Raw genomic sequence first — 19,755 nt, 5'->3', positions numbered from 1 at the left:
ATCGTCGTCAAAGAGACCGCGGTTAATCTCCCTTGTTCCAAACATCATGTGCGATAAGCGCGGCCTCTACCCGATTGCGCGCATGAAGCTTGGACAGGATTGCCGTCATGTAGTGCTTCACGGTTTTTTCCTGAAGGTCTAACTCGTCAGCGATTTCACGGTTACTCAGTCCTTTGGCCACACGTCTCAGTATTTCTTCCTCACGATGCGTAAGGTCATCGAGAATGCTGCTGTTAATAGACATGCCACTGTCAGCATTGATTTGCAGCAATACTCGCGAGGCCAAGCCAGGAGAAACGAACCCTTCACCTGCGGCGATGCTGCGTAAGGAAGCGGTTAGTTCGCTCGCGGTTACTCCCTTCACAATGTACCCAATCGCGCCCGCCTCCAAGGCGTCCGCGACATCGCTGCTGTTCTCTGAGACCGTCAAGATTGCAATGACGGGTGGATTTTCCATTGCCGCAATTTCACGTGTCGCGCTTATCCCGCCACCGGGCATAGAGAGGTCAAGAATAGCTATGTCCGGCTGATGCGTGCCGACCAGCGATACTGCTTCTTCAGCGCTGGACCCAGCAGCTAAAACTTCAAAACCATCAGTTTCATCCAACGTGCGTTGCAATCCATCCCTGAAAATCGGATGATCATCGGCTATGATGACAGATGTTGTCATGATGCACTCATTTTTCTGGAAAACAGTGTCATAGCAATGGTGGTGCCTTCACCCGGTCTCGATGCGACTTCGAACCTGCCACCAATACTCTCGACCCGATCTCGCAAGCCCATAAGTCCCTGGCCACCATCATCTCGCAAAGCGGTTTCTTCTGACCTGTCAAATCCAGGTCCGTCGTCTGTGACCTTCACAACTATGCAGTCGCTCTGCGCCTCAGAGATAACAGTGCACTTGGAAGCTGGAGCATATCTCGCGGCATTGGAAAGCGTCTCCTGAAGGAACCGAAAAACGCACAGCTTGTCGGACAATGACAACTCTGGGGCCTGACTACCCAGGAATGATATATCCGGTCGCAACGGGCTGTGTTCAGCGTGATCCTCTACGGCTCTCTTCACGACATCGACGAGCGCCAGGTTGTCGATATCCGGCGCGGACAGCCCTCGCGAAATTGCACGAATTTCAGCCAGAGATTTTTGCAAAGACTGCTGAATTTCCTCTGCCTCTTTAGGCCTTTCGGACTCTTTGGAAAACGCCGCCTCCAGTCTAAGAGCGGCGAGGGACAGGTATTGCGCAGGACCATCATGTAGCTCAGCACCAAGCTTCTTGAGGAACCGATCTGTTTGCGTGGCATATCTTTCTGACGCCTCGACGACACGCGAGCGCAGCCGGGCATTCTGCTCGGCCATCCTCTCACTTTCTGTCAGGCGCTGTTTAAGAAGAGCCCCTTGTCGTCGAATTGTTTTGTCACCAATTGCGACGATGGAATACAGAACAATAGTACTTGCGAGAAATGCGGAACCGACGACCAACCAACTTGTTCGCCTGGCCTTGGCTAAGTCTAACTCAAGCTGATCAGCTCTTTCGTAGAACTCCGCAACTGCGATGATTTCGCCGGACCAGAGTTCGCGGATGGGGCTGTAAACTTCAAGTAGTGGTATCCCCAATGCCGCCTCGGCGGCGCTCTCGGCATGATCGAGCTCTTCGAAAGAGCCGGAGATATCACCGCTCCACGCCCGCCTTAAGTCATCAGTTGGATTGAAACGGTTTCCAATGATGTCTGTATCCGAGGCATGCGCAATCACACCGCCTTGCTTCCAGAATTTGTAGGAGACGATGCGGTCACGCATTGGCTGGGTCATGAAAATCTCGTCCAGCGCTCGGCTTGCCTGCTCAGAAAGATGGTCGCCATGTGCCAATTCCTGGCTGAGCGGGGATACTACGCTTTCCATATACAGCGCTGCGGAATTGGCGGAGTTTTGCACGACGGCGTTCTGAATTCGATTTGACACCCAGACCCCGACTATTGCGGTCGCGGTGCCCATCACAACGATGCTGGTCGCAAGGAAGACTCGCGACAACGACCAATTGCCAATCATCAGGTCAGCTACTTTCGCTCTCATCGTGAAATCGACTATGAACTACAATCTGTTACCGCACCACAGACCTTGGTCTGACGCGATCTGGCTAAATCTCAGACCCTTTGATTCCGCCCAGCGGCCAGAGTCAGATATTGTCCATCGTTCTCAGTCTTTGCAGCATCGGGCATTGAACGTTTCCGCTATCACAATTGGCCGTAAGCTCACTCAAGGCGTGCTCCAGGCGTCTGAGCTCATCAATCTTGCTTCGAACGCTGGCAATGTGTGCCTCGGCCAATTCTTTCACTGACCGGCAGTCTTCCGCACTTCCTTCTGACAGCTCCAAAAGCGCCTTTGCGTCAGATAGAGGAAACCCCAGGTCGCGGCATTTCTTCAAAAACCGAAGTCTACCCACATCGTTTGCGGAATAGAGGCGACGATTGTTCAGAGCTCGTGCGGGTCTTGGTACGATACCTTCGCGTTCGTAATAGCGGATGGTTTCTACTCCGACCCCGGATTGCCGGGAAGCCTCACCTATCGCAATCATGTGAAGTGTCCCCTCTTGATCCTGTAGTAACTACAGGAGTTATACGCTCTGAATGCCGGTGCCTCAACACAATCAAATCGCCTACCCAAGGAGCGAGAGATGAAGAAGTATGTGACATTCAGCTACCTGGGATCGGTTTCCGCTCTGGGGGTGGCGGCATGCTGTGTTCTTCCAATGGCCATGATGTTGTTAGGCTTGGGTGGCAGTTGGTTGGCGGTATTCGGAAGAATAGCGGCGGCAAGCTACTATGTTCTCGCCATCTCAACAGCGCTGGTCGCGGTTTCATGGATCGTAGCGCATCGAAACGGGACGATGGCAAATCTGAAATGGTGGCTTGTTGGAAGCTCAGCGATCACCGCGCTGGCATGGGTCATCGTGTTCAATGAGGCTCAAATCAACGATTATCTAATCATGCAGATGTGAGACAATGACAAAACAAACTGTGGTGCTGGATAGCACTTTGACTTGCCCTGAGTGCGGGCACATTGAAACCGAGAAAATGCCAACCGAAGCGTGCCAGTGGTATTATGATTGCAAGTCGTGCAGGGCAGTCTTGAAGCCTTTAGAAGGCGATTGCTGTGTTTTTTGCTCCTACGCTACCGTTCCGTGTCCTCCTATCCAGTTAGGGGACGGCTGTTGTGGATAGCTTTTCTGTGGGTTGGTTTCTTTGACTGCGGGCAATGCCGAAAGAGTACAAGATCGAATATTTCGGGCCAAACCGGCCGTTCGGCACAGGGTTCTTGAACGACTGATATGGGCCGGACTTCCCACCGTGGGAGGCGAATGCAAAATGAAACGTTGCTGATGGCTGAGAACCATACTAACTGCAAAGCTTCGGGGAACTTGCGCTCGTGATTTTCCGGCCGTAGAACATCAGGCGGACTCCAGCCCAGTATGCCGCGGCTTCACACATGGGACATGGTCGGGAGGATGAGTACATGACCGATCCGGTCAAATCTCGGTGATTAAGGCGTCGCGCGGCATCCCTGATCGCGGCCATTTCAGCGTGGGCCGTGGGGTCTTGATCCAAGATGACCCTGCTCCATGACTGGCCAATAATGACATTGTCGCGCACCACAACTGCGCCATACCCTTGATCTCCATGGTCAATCGCATACTGACGCATCTCGAAGGCGCGCTCCATGAATGAGGCATCTTTGGGATCACTTGGCTGAGGTATAGCGTCGTCCGCACCCGAAGAAGTTTGGCCCAGGACAGAGCCACTCAAGCCGACCGTCAGCGCGCCAAAGCCTGATGCAGCAAGAAAGCTGCGCCTCGCGCAAACAAGCGCGCTGTAGCCGACCTGTTTACTTTTTCCGATCTTGTTCATTTTGCCGTTGTCCTTGGGATGTCTTCATCTTTGTCGCCACTCTACCACGCCGAGACCTTGACCCGAGGTCGGTCATATCCAAGCTGCCATCGGTGCCTGTCCGGTGAAACTCACCGCTTCCGCCTGCCGGACAGGCCTCAATCCTCTGTTCTCAGCCGCTCTGCCATCTCGGAAAATCCGCGAAGTTCGGCGTGTTCGAGTGGGGTAATTCCGTTACGATCGGCAAGCGATCTGTCAGCACCCGCAGCCAATAAGGCATCCAGAACCGCAAGATGATCCGGGCCGCCGTCGCCAAGCACAACGGCTTCGATAACGGCTGTCCAATGAAGATTGTTCACATGGTCCAGAGGCGCGCCGGCGGCGATCAGCCGTCTGACAATCTCGACATGACCGAGATGCGCGGCCGCGATAAGAGCGGTTCCGTCATAAGGGCTGGTCGTGAGGCCGGGATCGTTGCCGAGCTCAATGGCGAGCGTCATCAGTTCCGGATCATTTGCAACGGCCGCAATCGTGACCACGTCGTAGGCCTGATCTTCAAGTGCATTCATGTCGGCGCCAGCCTCAGCCAGTGCACTCAATGCCTCGTCCTCTGAAGCAAACGCGGCCACATGGGCTGGTGTGCGACCCCACGAGTCCCGCGCGTTGACGTTTGCCCCTGCCGCAACGAGTTGCCGGATCATTTCTTCGTTGCCGGTGTGAGCGGCTGCGAAGAGACCGTCGTATTGCGCGACCTCATCAGCCGAAGGCGGTGTCTGCGCCGCACCCGCGTTGGCGGCAAGACCCATCACGAAAGCAAATAGTAGAAAACGAAACATGGCAGATCCTATTACCTACATATTGGTCAGCTATAGTAGTAGCGGATGCATTCGATGTCATTTTCCGTTCAGGATCAGGGTCCTTTCCCGGGAATTGATTTCGCAATGTCATTGGACAGAAGGGCTGAATTGACCGACAATCGCGTCATGGAACTGACAGCAACGACACCTGTCCACCTGATCCATGTGGACCCCGACGTTAACATGGCGCGGTTCTATGGAATAGAGTTGCAGCCGACGTTGTTTGGCGAAGTTTCTGTTCTTCGTACCTGGGGACGTATCGGCACAAACGGGCAAGCCATGTTGGTGACGTACGAAGACGCAGCCCAAGCTAGTGAAGCGCTTCATAACCTTGAAAAGCAAAAGCTCCGACGAGGGTATGTTCCGGTCGGTGAGTGATTTCGGGCTGCGGCCTTTGTCCCTTGGCAAATCCCGAGCCAGCTGGCTCGTGACCGGGCTCTAGGTTTCAGTCGGCATGCCGGCTTCCACCCAGAACACCCCAGAATGATCTCCCTGTCCCAGTAGCCCCTGAACCGTCTCTTGCGAGCCGGGCAGGGGCTTTGGGTCATGGTCGGTCCATGCCGTGGTGATCTGCCCGTTCGGGTGACGATCCCTTTTGCGCTCCCGCAGGATCAAAGATCCTTTGGCTTCTTTTTTGTTGGTCAGGCGGGATTTGGGCAAGCCAAACGCCCCCCCGACGTCAGGGGGAAGGCGCGGCCTCCCCCCTCGGACAAGACAAATAGACAAGACCGTGTCCTCGCGCGTTGCGCTGCGGGCCGCACCACTCTTGTCGATTTGTCCTGTCTCGCCCCTCTCCGCGTTCGCCACGGGGCAGGTTTTAGAGACGACGCCCTTTCAGGGCTCGGCTCAAAACCAGCACCAAAGGGGATCAGCCCCGGAGGTCACACCATGAGAGGAGAGACGGTTTTGAACCTTGAGACGACAAATGACATCGAAAATGACACCAGCCTTCAGGCGGCAGAGATTGCGGTCCAGAATGACCTGTTTCGGAAAGCCCTGATCGATCCGACTACAGCGATTGAGATGCACTCCAACGGCATTCAGGGTCAAGTTCTCGTCACACCCGGCGTGTCAGGCGAAGGGATGGAGTTCCAGACCGCAGCTTTGAAGGCGGTGGCGTCGGATGACCAGTTCGATGAAGGCAATGACCCTTATGGTGATCACACATTCGGGACGGTGATCGTCAGCGGCCAAAAGCTGTTCTGGAAAATCGATCTTTACGACGCGGATTACACATACGGCTCCGACCGCCCGTTTGACCCCGCAGTGACGCGTCGCGTCCTGACCATCATGTGCCCCAGCGAATACTGATCCCAATCCCAAACCAGAAAGGAGGTGAACACCATGAGCAATGAAATCTTGCAGCAGCGTATCGCAGAAGCGTGGGCGCTAATCAGGAAGGGCGATGACTTCGACATCGGACGCCGCTTCCTGATCCAAAACGCAGCCGTTTAAGCGGCCTCGCTCTACCCCCACGAGGGGTAGGGCACCCTTAACACAAAGCAAAACACTCAAACAAGGATTTGCCCCATGAGCAAACTCGAAACATTCACCGCACCGGAAACCATCGAAACCGTCGCTCTGTCTGATCTGTACCTGTCGGACATCAACCCGCGACAGGAGGTTGCCGAAGAAGGCATTGCCTTGTTGGCCGACAGTCTTGTCATGTGCGGCCTGATCCAGAACCTCAGCGGTCTGCGCGACGCAGATGGCAAAGTTGCCATCGTCGCTGGTGGTCGCCGCCTGCGGGCTTTGACCATCGCTGTGACCGAGCGGGCCGATCTGGCACAGGTTCCCGTGAAGATCACAGACAATCCGTTTGTGGCCGAGCAATGGGCCAATGCAGAGAATACTGCCCGCGAAGAACTGGACCCGGTGGACGAGGTCCGCGCCTATGGCAAGATGGCGGAGAAATCCCTGTCTGTTGCCAAGATCAGCAACGCGTTCGGCGTGACCGAAGCCCATGTGCGCCGCCGCCTCGCATTGGCCGGTCTGCCTGCCGCCGTATTGGACGCGCTCAAAGCCGATGAGATCAGCATGGGGCTGGCCAAGGCCATGACAGTCAGCACCGAGGAAGAGAAAATTCTGGAGGTGCTGGAACAGGCCAAAGAGTGTCGGTGGTTTAGTGAGCATGATGTCAAACAGGCCCTGACCTCTGAGGCTGTCAGCAGCACCAACCGCAAGGCTGTGTTTGTCGGGCAGGAGGCTTATGTTGAAGCCGGCGGCACGGTCACCACCGATCTCTTTGCCGATGAGACCCTGTTCAATGAAGGTGAGCTACTGGACCGTCTCTTTGCTGAGAAACTGGCGACAGAAGCAGAAAAGCTGCGCGAAGCGGAAGGCTGGGACTGGGTGGACACCCATGACGAAAGCTACATTCCCTATCGGTTCTCGGGAAGTGAAGGCATGCACCGTCTGGAGATGGTGAGCCGGGACTTCACCGAAGAACAGGCCGAGCGGTATGACGAACTGGCCGAACTCTATGAGGCTGAGGCTCTGGATGAAGATGGCGAAAAGGAGCTTGCAGCGCTCGAAGACTATGCCGCGCCGTTTTACTCCGACGATCAGCGCATGCTGTCCGGTGTGTTTGTCTATGTCGGCAACACTGGCGAGATCAAAACATCCTCGGCCTATGTCGCGGCGGAACATCTCCAGGCCGCCATTGAGGCCGGTATTCTGGCCCCGGTCAAAGAGTCCGAGGCCAAAGAGAAACCAAAACCTGCCTATTCGCAGAAGTTCATCGACGACATGGTGGCGATCCGGCTGGCGGCGGTTCAAACGGCTTTGCTGGACAAGCCTGACTATGTGCTGAGCCTGTTTGCGTTCTTCACCACCCCGGCCTCCGGTCTGACCAGCACCTTGTTTGGCTTTGGCGGCGCTGAACGGAATACGCCGGAAATCGACGACCAGTTCATCCTCGACCCGCGTCTTGGCGGGGAGCGGGATGCGGCAGCAGAGGCAGCCTATGATCAGTTCCACGAAATGGCCGCACAAGGCAACGTAGAGGCGTTCAAAGCGTTTCGCGATCTGGGCAAGAAGACCCGCAATGGAGAGATCACAGCTTTTCTGGCCCGGCGGTTCCTGACCCAACGCCCGGAGTTCATGGGCGAGATCGAGGCTGAGATTGGTGCCGGCATGCGCGCGATCTGGACCCCCTCTGCTGAGAACTGCTTCAAACGGCTGAAAGGCTGGCAACTGGATGATCTCTACAAGGACCTGCTGGACCTGCATGGCGACACGGATATGTTCAAAGCCTTTGCGAAATCCAAGAAAGGCGCGAAGAACGAGGCGATGCACAAGCTGTTCAACGATGCAGAACATCAGGTGGCATTGGGTGTGTCAGAGGCACAGAAAGCGAACATCGACGCTTGGGTGCCGGATTGCTTCTGAACCCAATGGGGCAGGGCGCACAGCGCCCTGCCTATCAATCTCTGGCTGTGTCATCCTCAATGAGGAAAACTCAAAGTGGCATTGCGTGAACACCCCGTCGCGCATAGCTAACAGAGGTCGGTCACCCGGCTCATTCTCAAAAGCGATCACTTGATCAAAACGGATTTGGATAGACCCATGGACACCACTTCGAACAAGCTCGAAAAAGCCGCTCGCCGTGTCTGGAAATCCGCGCAGATGTTTGTCGGGTTTCATACGGATCAGAAGGGCAAACCGCGCGAACAGCCAAAGCTCTGGCCGCCGAAAAACGGGAGCGCGTCGATCCATGGTGACCCCAGCGCGCAAGAGGCCATCGTTGTTGTGAAAGCGGCTGATCCAGAGGCGGCACAGGACGTGCAGATCAAGCTGCATCCGAACCGTATTGTTGTGCGCCGCGATGCGGAAATGTGGTGGCAGGGTGTCGCCGTGGATGAGCATTCTGTGACGGTCCGCATGGCCGACAACACGATCATCGAAATCCGACATGACGGGTCGGTCATACGCCGCTCGGCGGAAGATGAAACCCATGTTGAAGCCGATGGCAGTATCTTCAAGTTCACCGAGTTTGCCGAGGCGCATATGACGGGTGACGGGGTGGAAATGACCCGCCGCACCGAGGATAGGATCGCTACGATATCAGCCGACGGTGTTGTCGATCGCGCGCGCAAGCGTTAGCCTGGTTTCAATACCTCGAGACTTTCCTTCGGTTAAACTTGTGGCCCGCTTCGGTGGGCCTCTTTCTTGCGGGAAAGATTGTCGGCAGAGGCTTGCCGAAGTCGCCTCTATTCCTTCCATATGCCGTTCCAAACCCATGTTGACTGTTGTCGCCAACCTAGCCAATGTCGCGCGTTCGTATCGATGCGTCTGCCTCAGCGTAGATGTGTTGGAGCCGATGAAATCCCACAAGGAAGCGTAAGCAACATGACCGATGACTGGAACGACTATGCGGATGGCTGGGACGACAACAGCGACGTTAGACGCTACGCAAACCACGCTTTTGCCTCGCTCGACGACCACTTGAATCTTCGTGGGAAGGATTGGCGATCAAAACGCGTGCTCGACTTTGGATGTGGTACCGGATTGCTGGCGGAGAAAATTGCACCGCATGTGGCGGAAGTTTTCGCGGTTGATACTTCGGAGAATATGATTGACGTCCTTCAGAACAAACAGCTGCACAATGTCAGGGCCGTTCACGGAGATATGCTGGCTGGAGATGTTCCGGAATTAGGGAATGAGTTTTCAGAATTCGATTTGATCTGCGCGTCTTCCGTTTGCGCCTTTCTTCCAGATTACAGTGGCGCCGTGGCAGTACTGGCGGGTTTGCTCAACAAGGGTGGGCATTTTGTGCAGTGGGATTGGCAAGCGTCAGATGATGACGGCTTTGGATTGACGCTGAACCAAATGAAGGCCGCGCTGGAGGCGGCACGACTAGGCTCCATTCGGGTCGAACAAGTATTCGAAATCAATTCTGATGCGCGGACGATGCCGGTTTTGATGGGAGCGGGCATTCGCAATCCGGAATGAATTTGAGTGTGGATGGGTGACAACCAGTGCGTCCAGTTAGCCGGCCATTGATATTGCTCAAGTGCGTTCAAGACTTTCGGATGAACAGGTACCCTTTCCTTGAAAGCTTCGTGCTCCAGTTCGCCCGATGAGCCTGGACCAGGCAATTCTGCTTCTGGCAGCGAAGCTCAAGTCTGAGTGGTGGCGGAAGTTATTTGGTCAGATTCCACCCCGCCAAATTGAGTCCGGCTGATCACCTGATCCGCGCAAGCGCGGACTAGGGCCGGACCGTCCGGTCTTTGGCCTCCGCCAATTCAACAGGGCGACTTGCACCGCTAGCGGCCCTCCATTCTTTAGGACGAGTGTCATACCGGTTGAGAAAGGACACCCCGCACTCCGCACTCGAAACTGTGCGCCGCGCCTGCGTCGGACCGAAGCAATGTTGCTGCCATAAACTACATCGCTACGTTCAAATGACCCGCGTGCAACGATCCCAGAAATTTTTGCCTTTTCACTTGGCCTGACAGTTTCAAACTCGTTGCCTCAGAAAATCCTAGGCTGCCGTGTTTCTGAAGGGATGAACATAAGCGGGCAGTCGGGGAAGACGCGCGGTGCCCGGTCCGGGCATCGCGCTTCAACAGGGGATTTCCCCTGCGCCTGCGGCGCATTCCGCGCGGACCAAATTCCCTGCTGACGTCCCCTTGATGCCCGCTTTTCCCATGTTCACCGAAACACGTCATAGCGAGGATCAAACAATGGCAACTCAAACTCTGAAACTGAACGTCAAGACCGGTGAAAAAGAAGGCAAAAACTTCTGGGATCGTTGCGGGGTTCTCTTCGTCAACACCGATGAGACTGGCAACATCACCTCGATCCAGGTCAAGCACAGCATGTTCCCCGGCGTCGAGATGGTGGCCTTCCCGAAGCGCACCGATGACGATCCCGTCACCGAATGACATAAGGGCAGGGCGGCACAAGCCGCCCTTTCTTCTGCTCCGGCCAAAACCCGGACCACAGATGCGCCACGTGTGGCGCGCGGTCCAAGGACCGGGCAGGGGCGGTGACCTTCCGCGGTGCGGCAGCTCTCAACCCTGCCACACCCGCCGCGCATGCGGCGGGAAACAGAGCGCGCTGAGGCGCGCGAATAATGCCATACTGACCTTGAACGTGCCGGTATGTGACGGGCGCTGTTCGGGGCAGCCCACGCTTTGCGTGATTGCCCTGCGCCAGTCCACCGGCACCCACGCCTGCTGGCTGGAAAAGGGGCGGGACCCTTTTCCCGGCGTGGAGATTGCCTCCAAGAGCAAAACTGTTCCGAGGGCAATTTTAGAAAATGCGGATTTCTAAAATCACCCCCGGTTTCCTCTTGGAGAGTATGACAGGATAAGGTAGTTGTGTTACAAACTGAAAATACAACCAGAGGTATGCATTGAGCAAGCCCGCCGATACCACTGTCTTTTCCGTACGCTTGCCAGTGGATGCGCTGGAGCGTTTGGAGGCAGCTGTAAGTGTGCTGGGAGCCAAGAGCCGCAATCAGATCATCCAGCGTCTGATCTATCGGTTGATCGGTTATCTCGATCCCGACCCTGCTGTTGTGGATCTCTGGCAGAAGCACTTGCGGCAGGTTCAGGGTGGATACACCAACCTCAATCAGCTTGCGAAATCGGCTAAGCGCGGCACGGTGATCTGGACGGATGACGACCGCCGCGATGTCGAAGATCTCCATCGCGCGATCATCCAGCACCGGCAAGATTTGAAGGCGATGATCACAGCGGCCCGCCGAAACCGAGAGCCAGAATCCGCCATTCGCCGGATCTTGCGCGACGACGATTGGACACCAGAAAAATGAACGCCGCAGCCCACGGTCTGACAGCCGGAGACTTCCTGGAACTTGCCTTCCGTGAGGCTCAGAAGGGTGTCGATCGTTCCAAGCGGATCAATCAGCAACTGCAGACAGCCAAGCGTATGAAGTTCATGGTTTCGCGGGCGTCGTCCATCAAGGCGCGGCTTGGTGCCGTGCTCGGAAAGCCCGAGGCGGTTGTGAAACACGTCCGCAAAGGCGGGGTGAACAACGCGCATGAGCTGCGCCGCCAGATCAACTATCTGACCGTCAGGGCAGAGGGTGTGTTGGACATCCGAGACAATGGCGTTACCCCGCTCGATGCCGATCAGGTCAGTGATTTGATCGAGACTTGGGCAGAGGATTTCAACGGGAAAACCAACTACGGATATACCCGCCATATGATCGTATCCTTCCCGGAAGGGACTTATCCGGATGCGGCTCATGAGGCGGGTCTTGAGTTTGCAGATCGTCTGTTTGGAAGCGGTGATTTTGGCGATACCTGGGACTACCTGACGGTGTTCCACAACGACACTGACAACCCCCATGTCCACATCGTTGTGAACAACCGAGGCGTCGAACGTGGGCAGTGGTTGGCTATGGGAATGAGCAGCGAAATGAACATCGACGTTCAGCGCTCTATCCAGGTCGAGGTCGCTGAGGAATACGGAATTGAGCTGACCGCGACGACCCGCGTTGAACGCGGTTTGCGGCAGGAAGTTGAGACCGACACTTGGAAAGTTCAGGCCGGAATGTCGGTTGTTGAAAGCACTCCGGAAGTCGAAGTTATGGCCCGCGACATGGCCGCCGATGTGATGACTCTATCCATCGCAAGAATGTCGGATCTGTTTGATGAGCGCGCCAACGCCGTCAAAGACCGGATCGAAGAGTACGCCATCATGCTCGTTGAAGGAGAGGAACCTATGGTATCGAGAATGGAACATCTGCTGGATCAGGCCCATCATTTTGATGATTACGGCGAGCCAGGAGACCCGTCTTACGTGTCGCCCGAAGTCATGAGCAACTTGCGGCGACACATCGAATTAGGCGGTTCTGAGTTAACAATAGCACCCGAGCTGAAGGCTAAGGTTGTTGCCCATATCAGCGACGTTCGGGACAACGAACAGAGCCATCCGTATCTGTCTGCCCTTGCTGATATTGTCGATGACAAGGCGTTCCAGGCGTCCGCTGATTATGCCCCGGCAGCACGCCGCTACGAGGTCTATATGCAGGACACCTTGGGTGAGGGGGCCTATGAGGACTTCCAGACTCAGACCAAAGATTTGTTGCAATCCATCGACAAGATGGAAGGGCTGGCCCGTGAGGTTGACGACCCTCATTTGCGTGTCGCTATGGATATTCAGATTGGCGAGCTGAAGGGCGACGTGGCGGATCTGCGCACCAACGATCCGGACCTTCAAGCCTTCATCATCGAGGACCGTAGCTATTCAACGATGATGGGAACGGGCACCGCCGAAATGGATGTCTTGGATTACCCAGAGGCCGACAAGTGGGCGGCGATCCGCAACGAAGTCAGCGACACGGCCAGCAGCTACGGCCTCGATGGTGAGGCGTTCGTTGCCCGTTTTGGCGACCATCAGAACGTCACTTTGGGCACAACAATGGGATGGCGCAGCGACGATATTTCGACCGCCGCAGCCCACTTCCAGGCTCAAGGATTGTCGGACAGCCACGACCGCGCGGAGGCCGTTGTTGACGAGCTGCACCAGCTTGCTTCTTCCAAGATCATCGCAATCTCAGAAGAACTCTCAGAGGTTCACGCCCACGCAACACACCCGCTGTTGCAAGGGCGCGGTGACGATGACGGACACAGTTTATAACACTTCACCCGGTCTGCCTGATGAGCGCGCCAACGCCCCAGGCAGAACCCTCACAGAGTTTTCCATCAGCTCGCCAAGGAACAACTATGGTTTCGCGTACAGACTATCTTTTGAACGAAGTCGAACACTTCGCACCCTATTCCCAATTTGATCAATCCGCCCCGCGCGAGGATCGCGTTTCAGAGCAGATCAACATTATCAAGAAAGAACAGCGGGCGATGGGCTATGATCGTGCCGCCATCGCTTCAAACAGCTTCGACATCGAGGACCAGGCGAGCCGTCGTGTAGATGAACATACGGCGCAACAAGATCTGGTCGAAGAACTGAAAATCGAGTTAGAGCCTGCGGAGCGGTCAGGGGAGCCCGTTGATCTGAGCGATATGCAGGCTTTGGTTTCTCAGCACATGAACGATGCTCAGGAATACGACCTGTTTCACCCCTACTATTCGTCCCTTGCGGATCTGTCCGGCGACAAAGGTTTTCAGGATTCCGACGAATACCAGTCTCCCGGTGATCGCTATGTTCAGTATATGCAATCCGCTCTGGGGCAGGCCGGTTTTGAGAACTACGAACAGCAGACCAAGGATATTGTGAACTCTATCGAGAATATGGAAGCTCTTGCACGAGAGGTCGAAGATCCGCACTTACGTGCCGCCATGGACGTGCAGATCGGCGAGCTAAAGGGCGATGTTGCAGAATTGCGCCCATACGACACTGACCTGCAGGCGTACGCTGTTACTGATGACAGTTACACCACATCCATGAATGCGGCCGAGTTGGACAACCTGGACCCGTCCGACGCCGAAAAATGGCTGGCAGTGCGTGACGACATTGTTGCAACCGCCAACAGCTTCGGACTCGATGGAAACAAGTTCCTGGCTCGCTACAACGATCATGACAGCGTTTCAGTCGGCACAACGGCGACTTGGAAAGGCGCGGACATTTCCACCGCTGCTGCCCACTTCAACAGCCAAGGCGTTCCGGACAGCTACGAGCGCGCCGAGACCGTTGTCGGTGAGCTGCACCAGGTTTCATCCAGCAAGATTGCCGCCGTGGTGCAAGAGATTGCCCATACCCGCGAACAGGCTACCCACGTCCATGAGTATGATGGACACAGTCTGTAATTGCCGAGCAGAAGGTATTTATTGATGCAACAGGGCTAAATTCAGGCTCGGCGCAAAACAGGGCGGGATGGAATCTTCCGTACAGGATTTTTGGAAAACGACCCTTCGCTGCCGTTGACGTGTGCGACCGCAACGCGGACGGAGTTGCCGTTTGCTTTCGCGGATATTACTGACGCAGCATTTGCTCGCACTTGCAGCACGGCCATCTTTGCACTGCAGCCGAGGTCACTAGAGCGGCCATTGTAAACGGGACTGTTGCATTAATCGGCAACTTTGGTGACTTTCAGTGTGTTGGGGTTGCTAATGTCCCGTAAATCGCCATTCAAACACCTCCGCTTCCCGCGTAAGATTATTCTGTGCGCTGTTCGTTGGTATCTTCGGTTTCCACTGTCCTACCAAGACGTTGTCGATCTGCTGGCCGAACGGGGCGTAGACGTTGACAGGTCGACAGTCTTTCGGTGGGTTCAGAAGTTCGGCCCTGACCTGGCCAAACGAACTGAGAAACACCTGCGCCGTGCTAGCGTCGACTGGCACGTAGATAAAACCTACATCCGCGTCGGTGGCAAGTGGCGCTACCTTTGGCGCGCTGTCGACGCCAACGGCCAGATGGTTGACTTCTGGCTCACAGCCCGGCGAGATGCAAAAGCCGCCAAGGCCTTTCTGAACAGGGCCATTGAACGCGTCCGCTTGCACAGGCCCGTGACCATCGTGACTGATAAAGCCCCCGCCTATCGGCGTGTGATTCACGAAATTAATCGTCGTTATGATCCGCGCTTCGACAGCATTCGGCACATTGACCGAAAGTGGCGAAACAATCTGATTGAGAGCGATCATGCGGCACTGAAACGGTTGCTCGAATACCGCCAAAGCTTTCAATCCTTGCGATCAGCAAAGGCGACCCTGAGCGGCAGAGAAACAATACGAACCATCAAACGCGGCCACATCTATTACAAGCAACCAGGCGTCATCGCGGAGATCCAGTTCATCGCGCGGCTGTTTGAGACCGCTTGATCCGAAGGCATTCGACCGCATCAATCCGACCTCGGAAGATTAACGCAACAGTCCCTCGCAGCCTGCTCGCCGAGTTTGGTGTCATCATACCACAAGGAACCGGAGCCGCGGTCAAATACGCCTAAGGTGTTCTCGAAGGAGAGAACCCGGCCCTACCGCAGATCGCAATCGATGTTCTCAGACAACTCAGCCACCAACTGGTTGCGATGCACCTCCGGTTCCGTCGGTACGTGATGCGCATGCGGCTTCACTCAAAACTGGACAAATGGGTTATGCTTCTGCGGACGATCCCAGGCGTTGGGCCTGTCACTGCTTCAGCCATTGTTGCGACAGTCGGCGATGCTAAACAGTTCAAGAATGGTCGACAATTTGCGGCATGGTTTGGTCTGACGCCCTTGAACTTTTCGAGCGGCGGAAAGGAAAGATTAGGGCGCATTACAAAGATGGGCGACCGGTACATCCGGCGCCTTTTGGTGACCGGCATGACCGCGCGATTGCGACAAATGAAAGTGAATCCTGACCGCGTCGATCCATGGGCGATCGGTCTTCTCGAGCGCAAGCCCGCTCGACTGGCGACCGTCGCGATGGCGAACAAGACCGCACGCATTGTCTGGGCGGTGCTGACCAAGAACGAATATTATCGACCTCACGCAGCCTAAGAAAAGTAACACCCGAGACAGAAAGACCTTTGAAATGATGGCGCACAGTCAGCCCGCCAACCAAGACACCCCGTCGAATGTCCGGGACACATTGTTGTTCGATAAGCCGTTTGGGACTTGGCCGCGGAAATCATTAGGGCCAGAGGCTACGAGTGCCGCGCAAACAGGCCGGACACACGTCTGCTTCTGACCAGTGCAAAATTACGTCAAAAATGTCTTGCTATGCAGGAGCTATCCACACAGGCCATTCGGCTTGCCGTGCGGAAGTTTATTTTGCGGGACGGCGCTGGCCTGGGAAAAGCCGCCGTTCAGGTGTCCATGGATAGGGCTGCACCAGCCCAAAAACGACGTTATGTTTCGGCTGGATGCGCGCGTTGTCTGTGTTCGTCGCACAAGCGGAGATACAAAAATCGGCAGATGCATAAACAGGATGCACCATAGAAACGCTGCAAACCTGCCCGAAATGGTTGCCTCACTTTAGGCAGCACACGTATATTTGGGCGTCCGGCAAGTTGGTTGTGCACTAGGTCCACTGCCCATCTTTCAATGCTTTGCGGTGTTTCGGCTCGATCCTTCCAAAGTTTGGCTTTGACCCGGCGCTCCGCGGTCTCCTGTTCTGTCGAAAGTACCACAGGTTCGGACCGCCCCTGACATTCCCAAAATATACCGTCATTGCCTACACCTGAAATCTCGTGCATCAATTGGTTTTGTAGGACACTTGGTTTGGTGGGAGCACCCTTGTTCATGATGTCGCTTGGCCTGAATTTACTTCGCCTACTTAAGGCAATTGGACGCTCTTGGAGCATTCCCGATTTTCGAGCTGGATTTGTGCTCGCATCATTGATTCTTTTTTCAGGCACCGTGTTTTATCGTAGCGTAGAAGGCTGGAGTTGGACGGACTCACTCTATTTCAGCGCCACCACAGTATCCACGGTAGGTCTGGGCGATCTGTCGCCGCAGACTGATCTGGGGAAGATTTTTACCGTCGTTTACATCTTTGTCGGAGTGGGGGTTTTCGTTTTGTTGTTTACACAATTTGCTCGGGCTCTAACCCATGTTGAGAATGAGAGAGTTTTAAAGGATAAGGCCGCAAGCACAGAGGCTTTGAAGCCAGCACACTCGCCTGAATCAGACACTGAGTGATATTGATCTATCCCTCCTTCGCAGTGCCAGAGGCGATGAGCCTCTTTCATTTTGGCCACGCCGAATTGAGAAGTGAGCGATCTACGTATTAAGGGAAAATTTCTCGTTGGCTCATGCAGTCTGGTCCAGACCAATGACTTAACATGCTATTGGGGGATGACGGATCGTGGATAACCCGCGCCGCGAACATCGACTTCTGCTATCTCTATTCGGCCGTTTTGTTGCGCCATCGCAAGTGGATCACCGGTGCAAACAAAGAGGGTTGTGCCATTTTGGCCACCGAGCATACATGCAATTCCACCTTGAGAGATCACAACCTCATCAACCTGCTTACCCGTAGGAGAGATACATCGGACTTTGGCCTCAAGCGGGTTAGCAACCCATATGTTACCAGCTTCGTCTAGACATATTCCGTCTGGAGCGGACTTGCGTGTGAAGGTTGCTTCGAAGTCTTCAATCACGCCGAGGTTATCAAAGGCGACGTGTACATAGTGTTCCAAGAGACTGTTATCAGAGCCAAATTTCAATTGCGACAGGCGGCCTGCGAATGACTCTGCCATGGTCAGCGTTCGCCCGTCGGGCGTGATAGCAAGGCCGTTTGGAAAGGGCAGCTCGTCGCAGAGAACACTTGCGGTTCCGTCTGTTTCCACAACAATAAGTCGCCCTGACTGGTAAGGATCGACACCGACCTGAAAGCCGCTGTCTGCGATGAAAATTCGGTCGCCTGGCCCAACAATCAATTCATTGGGGTAAGCTGCAATGCCGTCAAGATCAAGGAAGGTTGAGAACGCTTCGTCATCAGGGCCGCGCTTGAGGATTTTTCGATCGAACGCAGCAGCTAACACCGCCGTACCATCGGACAGAAAATCCATTCCAGCGGGTCCACCAGAGACCGGGATATGTAGTGTTTGCGTTCCATCTAGAGAGACAGACCTAACTCCAGACTTTTCCGCAAAGGCCTCCGTTATCCAAAGCTCTCCAGCATGCCAGCGCGGGCTTTCAGGCCAAACTAAGCCCTCGCAAATAACTGTTGTCTCGTTTGTCATGTGTTCATCAACGCCTCGTTTTGGGTTTGATTAAGAACCTCAGATGGGAGTTCACCGAACTGTCTGAGAAAACACTCCGCAAAACGCCCTGATTTGGTGAAACCCGTTTCCAGAGCGACTTGCTTCACCGAGTGTGGCGGATTGTCTTTGTCGGTTAATCTTTCGCGTGCGGCGCTCAGCCTGAATGCCATAAGGCATTTGTACGGCGCCAAGCCGTGAACCTCTTGAAAACACTCAAAGAGACGGGTTTGACCGACACGCGTTATCGCGCAGATTTCTGAAAGACTGGGTACGGAACTAGAGTGCGCGAGTGTAAGCTGGCGTGCCTCGGCAACCACATCTACGGCGCGACGGCTTAGTCCTCTTGTTACTGCGTTCGCACTTTCGGCCGAACGGAATTCCATAGCCAAAACATCTATGAAGTCGCGCTCAGCAACTTCAGGCATAAAATGTAATTCTTGGCGAGCCCCTAGTGAACGCTCCACCTCCATCGCGGCGTGGATCTGCCCCGCAACGGCTTGCAACAGGACAGTGCTCGGCTGAATAATAGATGCGCCAAATTCGAAAGAGCTATCACACCCGCCATTCATGGATCGCATTGCTGATTCAATTGCTTCGCGTGTTGCTCCCAAAGTGATGGCGTCACGGTTCTCGCCCGCTGTCGAGTAGCCGTTCAAACAGTCTGCGAGAAAGGCATCGCCCTCGCTGACTTGGTATCCATCAAAAACATAGTCCCCGCTCCACGTAAGAGGGATATGCAGGGTGATCCAATTTGGATCCGGAACATTGTAGGCGGTATAAGCTTGTGGCACATGCATGCGCGTGATCACGCAATTTCGTCCTGCCATCTTGAAAGCGCGCATCGTTGGGCGGCGATTACCCAAAAACACGATACCGCCTTCGACAACCGGCAGCCCGATGTTTTGCTCGCGCATAGTTGAAATTGCGCGCAGGCCCAATGTCCTCCCGAGGTCCGAAGGGGCAAACAAACCAGATTGTGTATCAAAATCACTTATCACAGCAGATCAAAAACCAATCTTTACAGAAATCAACAACAAGCCGAAGAACCTGCGCAATATAGTTGCGCAGATGGCGAAAAAAATTGTGTTTACCAACAATGGAGCATGCCTTGATGTCTGTCACGACAAAAAATCGTGTGAAAATCTCGTGCAGGTTGATTTGATGGGGAGATGATCCTCTTACTTGACCTCCGTAATTGAGCCGCTGCCGGCTTCGAAACGGCGCAGATGATTATTCTGTGCGGTTGGTCGTTTCAGCAGCTGGTGCTCAAAATTCGGCTTAGTGACAAGACGTCATGTTGTTGCTGGATTGACATCAAAACGAGTTTCACCTGAGTTCCAGCTCCGCGTTCAATATTGGTTGCATTGCCGAAGTCCGCACTGCAACGCCTTGTCGGTGCA

21 protein-coding genes and 1 pseudogene are annotated in these 19,755 nt (G+C 54.8%); 14 read left to right on the top strand and 8 right to left on the bottom strand.

The window, feature by feature from the left end:
* Nucleotides 1-22 precede the first annotated feature (22 nt).
* The 3 genes from AC2FJF_RS22370 to AC2FJF_RS22360 form a co-directional block, all read right to left on the bottom strand.
* Nucleotides 23-670: a response regulator gene (locus AC2FJF_RS22370; RefSeq protein ID WP_282121170.1), complete on the bottom strand. Its 648-nt coding sequence runs from the start codon at nucleotides 668-670 to the stop codon at nucleotides 23-25.
* Nucleotides 667-1,992, bottom strand: a complete 1,326-nt coding sequence (locus AC2FJF_RS22365) for a sensor histidine kinase (RefSeq protein ID WP_299641065.1) — start codon at nucleotides 1,990-1,992, stop codon at nucleotides 667-669. Before AC2FJF_RS22365 ends, AC2FJF_RS22370 begins: the two co-directional genes overlap by 4 nt.
* Before the next feature lie 181 nt (nucleotides 1,993-2,173).
* The gene (locus AC2FJF_RS22360; protein ID WP_282121168.1) at nucleotides 2,174-2,572 is read right to left on the bottom strand and encodes a MerR family transcriptional regulator; all 399 of its coding nucleotides are present in this window, start codon (nucleotides 2,570-2,572) and stop codon (nucleotides 2,174-2,176) included.
* A 99-nt stretch (nucleotides 2,573-2,671) separates the two neighbouring features.
* On the opposite strand from AC2FJF_RS22360, the gene AC2FJF_RS22355 reads away from it, so the two are divergent.
* Nucleotides 2,672-2,995, top strand: coding sequence for a hypothetical protein (locus AC2FJF_RS22355; protein WP_282121167.1), 324 nt, complete (start codon nucleotides 2,672-2,674; stop codon nucleotides 2,993-2,995).
* Nucleotides 2,996-2,999: 4 nt separating this feature from the next.
* The gene (locus AC2FJF_RS22350; protein ID WP_282121166.1) at nucleotides 3,000-3,218 is read left to right on the top strand and encodes a GDCCVxC domain-containing (seleno)protein; all 219 of its coding nucleotides are present in this window, start codon (nucleotides 3,000-3,002) and stop codon (nucleotides 3,216-3,218) included.
* 174 nt (nucleotides 3,219-3,392) lie between these two features.
* Here the strand turns inward: AC2FJF_RS22350 and AC2FJF_RS22345 are convergent, their stop codons facing one another.
* Complete coding sequence (locus tag AC2FJF_RS22345; protein ID WP_142638752.1) at nucleotides 3,393-3,902, bottom strand: nucleoside deaminase; 510 nt, start codon at nucleotides 3,900-3,902, stop codon at nucleotides 3,393-3,395.
* Between the two features lie 137 nt (nucleotides 3,903-4,039).
* Complete coding sequence (locus AC2FJF_RS22340; RefSeq protein ID WP_142638754.1) at nucleotides 4,040-4,717, bottom strand: ankyrin repeat domain-containing protein; 678 nt, start codon at nucleotides 4,715-4,717, stop codon at nucleotides 4,040-4,042.
* A 147-nt stretch (nucleotides 4,718-4,864) separates the two neighbouring features.
* On the opposite strand from AC2FJF_RS22340, the gene AC2FJF_RS22335 reads away from it, so the two are divergent.
* Nucleotides 4,865-5,116 carry a WGR domain-containing protein gene (locus AC2FJF_RS22335; protein WP_142638756.1) on the top strand — a complete coding sequence of 84 codons (252 nt, stop codon included), beginning with the start codon at nucleotides 4,865-4,867 and terminating at the stop codon, nucleotides 5,114-5,116.
* Nucleotides 5,117-5,176: 60 nt separating this feature from the next.
* On the opposite strand, the gene AC2FJF_RS22330 is transcribed toward AC2FJF_RS22335, so the two are convergent.
* Entirely contained in the window at nucleotides 5,177-5,398 is a 222-nt protein-coding gene (locus tag AC2FJF_RS22330) for a hypothetical protein (protein ID WP_185956720.1), read from the bottom strand.
* A gap of 228 nt (nucleotides 5,399-5,626) precedes the next feature.
* Here AC2FJF_RS22330 and AC2FJF_RS22325 point away from each other — a divergent pair, with 228 nt between their 5' ends.
* From AC2FJF_RS22325 to AC2FJF_RS22275, 11 genes and pseudogenes are all read left to right on the top strand, one after another.
* Complete coding sequence (locus AC2FJF_RS22325) at nucleotides 5,627-6,049, top strand: DUF3768 domain-containing protein (protein WP_282121164.1); 423 nt, start codon at nucleotides 5,627-5,629, stop codon at nucleotides 6,047-6,049.
* A 219-nt stretch (nucleotides 6,050-6,268) separates the two neighbouring features.
* A complete protein-coding gene (locus AC2FJF_RS22320) occupies nucleotides 6,269-8,128 on the top strand; it encodes a ParB/RepB/Spo0J family partition protein (protein ID WP_282121163.1) in 1,860 nt (619 codons plus the stop codon).
* 177 nt (nucleotides 8,129-8,305) lie between these two features.
* Nucleotides 8,306-8,842, top strand: a complete 537-nt coding sequence (locus tag AC2FJF_RS22315) for a hypothetical protein (protein ID WP_282121162.1) — start codon at nucleotides 8,306-8,308, stop codon at nucleotides 8,840-8,842.
* Between the two features lie 246 nt (nucleotides 8,843-9,088).
* Nucleotides 9,089-9,691, top strand: coding sequence for a class I SAM-dependent DNA methyltransferase (locus AC2FJF_RS22310; protein ID WP_142638764.1), 603 nt, complete (start codon nucleotides 9,089-9,091; stop codon nucleotides 9,689-9,691).
* Nucleotides 9,692-10,425: 734 nt separating this feature from the next.
* Nucleotides 10,426-10,626: a hypothetical protein gene (locus tag AC2FJF_RS22305; protein WP_142638766.1), complete on the top strand. Its 201-nt coding sequence runs from the start codon at nucleotides 10,426-10,428 to the stop codon at nucleotides 10,624-10,626.
* Nucleotides 10,627-11,099: 473 nt separating this feature from the next.
* Nucleotides 11,100-11,519, top strand: a complete 420-nt coding sequence (locus AC2FJF_RS22300) for a hypothetical protein (RefSeq protein WP_282121161.1) — start codon at nucleotides 11,100-11,102, stop codon at nucleotides 11,517-11,519.
* Nucleotides 11,516-13,351, top strand: coding sequence for a relaxase/mobilization nuclease domain-containing protein (locus AC2FJF_RS22295; RefSeq protein WP_496727245.1), 1,836 nt, complete (start codon nucleotides 11,516-11,518; stop codon nucleotides 13,349-13,351). Before AC2FJF_RS22300 ends, AC2FJF_RS22295 begins: the two co-directional genes overlap by 4 nt.
* Before the next feature lie 86 nt (nucleotides 13,352-13,437).
* The gene (locus AC2FJF_RS22290; RefSeq protein WP_282121159.1) at nucleotides 13,438-14,475 is read left to right on the top strand and encodes a hypothetical protein; all 1,038 of its coding nucleotides are present in this window, start codon (nucleotides 13,438-13,440) and stop codon (nucleotides 14,473-14,475) included.
* A gap of 303 nt (nucleotides 14,476-14,778) precedes the next feature.
* Nucleotides 14,779-15,486 carry an IS6 family transposase gene (locus tag AC2FJF_RS22285; protein WP_282121158.1) on the top strand — a complete coding sequence of 236 codons (708 nt, stop codon included), beginning with the start codon at nucleotides 14,779-14,781 and terminating at the stop codon, nucleotides 15,484-15,486.
* Between the two features lie 53 nt (nucleotides 15,487-15,539).
* Nucleotides 15,540-16,145 (top strand): annotated as a pseudogene (locus tag AC2FJF_RS22280) (IS110 family RNA-guided transposase); the annotation flags it as partial.
* A 744-nt stretch (nucleotides 16,146-16,889) separates the two neighbouring features.
* Entirely contained in the window at nucleotides 16,890-17,288 is a 399-nt protein-coding gene (locus AC2FJF_RS22275) for a potassium channel family protein (protein WP_282121157.1), read from the top strand.
* A gap of 146 nt (nucleotides 17,289-17,434) precedes the next feature.
* On the opposite strand, the gene AC2FJF_RS22270 is transcribed toward AC2FJF_RS22275, so the two are convergent.
* Entirely contained in the window at nucleotides 17,435-18,334 is a 900-nt protein-coding gene (locus tag AC2FJF_RS22270) for an SMP-30/gluconolactonase/LRE family protein (protein ID WP_282121156.1), read from the bottom strand.
* Nucleotides 18,331-19,269, bottom strand: coding sequence for an AraC family transcriptional regulator (locus AC2FJF_RS22265; RefSeq protein WP_282121155.1), 939 nt, complete (start codon nucleotides 19,267-19,269; stop codon nucleotides 18,331-18,333). Before AC2FJF_RS22265 ends, AC2FJF_RS22270 begins: the two co-directional genes overlap by 4 nt.
* Nucleotides 19,270-19,755 lie beyond the last annotated feature (486 nt).

Source organism: Ruegeria sp. CDSB013 (assembly GCF_059611165.1).
The sequence above is the reverse complement of the archived record's forward strand: the minus strand, read 5'-3'. Positions and strand labels throughout refer to the sequence as shown.

What these genes read in the sequence shown, in the direction of transcription:
- AC2FJF_RS22270 (WP_282121156.1), bottom strand. Translation starts at nt 18,334, where the DNA reads ATGACAAACGAGACAACAGTTATTTGCGAGGGCTTAGTTTGGCCTGAA.
- AC2FJF_RS22355 (WP_282121167.1), top strand. Translation starts at nt 2,672, where the DNA reads ATGAAGAAGTATGTGACATTCAGCTACCTGGGATCGGTTTCCGCTCTG.
- AC2FJF_RS22305 (WP_142638766.1), top strand. Translation starts at nt 10,426, where the DNA reads ATGGCAACTCAAACTCTGAAACTGAACGTCAAGACCGGTGAAAAAGAA.
- AC2FJF_RS22310 (WP_142638764.1), top strand. Translation starts at nt 9,089, where the DNA reads ATGACCGATGACTGGAACGACTATGCGGATGGCTGGGACGACAACAGC.
- AC2FJF_RS22315 (WP_282121162.1), top strand. Translation starts at nt 8,306, where the DNA reads ATGGACACCACTTCGAACAAGCTCGAAAAAGCCGCTCGCCGTGTCTGG.
- AC2FJF_RS22335 (WP_142638756.1), top strand. Translation starts at nt 4,865, where the DNA reads ATGGAACTGACAGCAACGACACCTGTCCACCTGATCCATGTGGACCCC.
- AC2FJF_RS22285 (WP_282121158.1), top strand. Translation starts at nt 14,779, where the DNA reads ATGTCCCGTAAATCGCCATTCAAACACCTCCGCTTCCCGCGTAAGATT.
- AC2FJF_RS22290 (WP_282121159.1), top strand. Translation starts at nt 13,438, where the DNA reads ATGGTTTCGCGTACAGACTATCTTTTGAACGAAGTCGAACACTTCGCA.
- AC2FJF_RS22370 (WP_282121170.1), bottom strand. Translation starts at nt 670, where the DNA reads ATGACAACATCTGTCATCATAGCCGATGATCATCCGATTTTCAGGGAT.
- AC2FJF_RS22345 (WP_142638752.1), bottom strand. Translation starts at nt 3,902, where the DNA reads ATGAACAAGATCGGAAAAAGTAAACAGGTCGGCTACAGCGCGCTTGTT.
- AC2FJF_RS22325 (WP_282121164.1), top strand. Translation starts at nt 5,627, where the DNA reads ATGAGAGGAGAGACGGTTTTGAACCTTGAGACGACAAATGACATCGAA.
- AC2FJF_RS22340 (WP_142638754.1), bottom strand. Translation starts at nt 4,717, where the DNA reads ATGTTTCGTTTTCTACTATTTGCTTTCGTGATGGGTCTTGCCGCCAAC.
- AC2FJF_RS22295 (WP_496727245.1), top strand. Translation starts at nt 11,516, where the DNA reads ATGAACGCCGCAGCCCACGGTCTGACAGCCGGAGACTTCCTGGAACTT.
- AC2FJF_RS22360 (WP_282121168.1), bottom strand. Translation starts at nt 2,572, where the DNA reads ATGATTGCGATAGGTGAGGCTTCCCGGCAATCCGGGGTCGGAGTAGAA.
- AC2FJF_RS22365 (WP_299641065.1), bottom strand. Translation starts at nt 1,992, where the DNA reads ATGGGCACCGCGACCGCAATAGTCGGGGTCTGGGTGTCAAATCGAATT.
- AC2FJF_RS22350 (WP_282121166.1), top strand. Translation starts at nt 3,000, where the DNA reads ATGACAAAACAAACTGTGGTGCTGGATAGCACTTTGACTTGCCCTGAG.
- AC2FJF_RS22320 (WP_282121163.1), top strand. Translation starts at nt 6,269, where the DNA reads ATGAGCAAACTCGAAACATTCACCGCACCGGAAACCATCGAAACCGTC.
- AC2FJF_RS22275 (WP_282121157.1), top strand. Translation starts at nt 16,890, where the DNA reads ATGATGTCGCTTGGCCTGAATTTACTTCGCCTACTTAAGGCAATTGGA.
- AC2FJF_RS22265 (WP_282121155.1), bottom strand. Translation starts at nt 19,269, where the DNA reads ATGCGCGAGCAAAACATCGGGCTGCCGGTTGTCGAAGGCGGTATCGTG.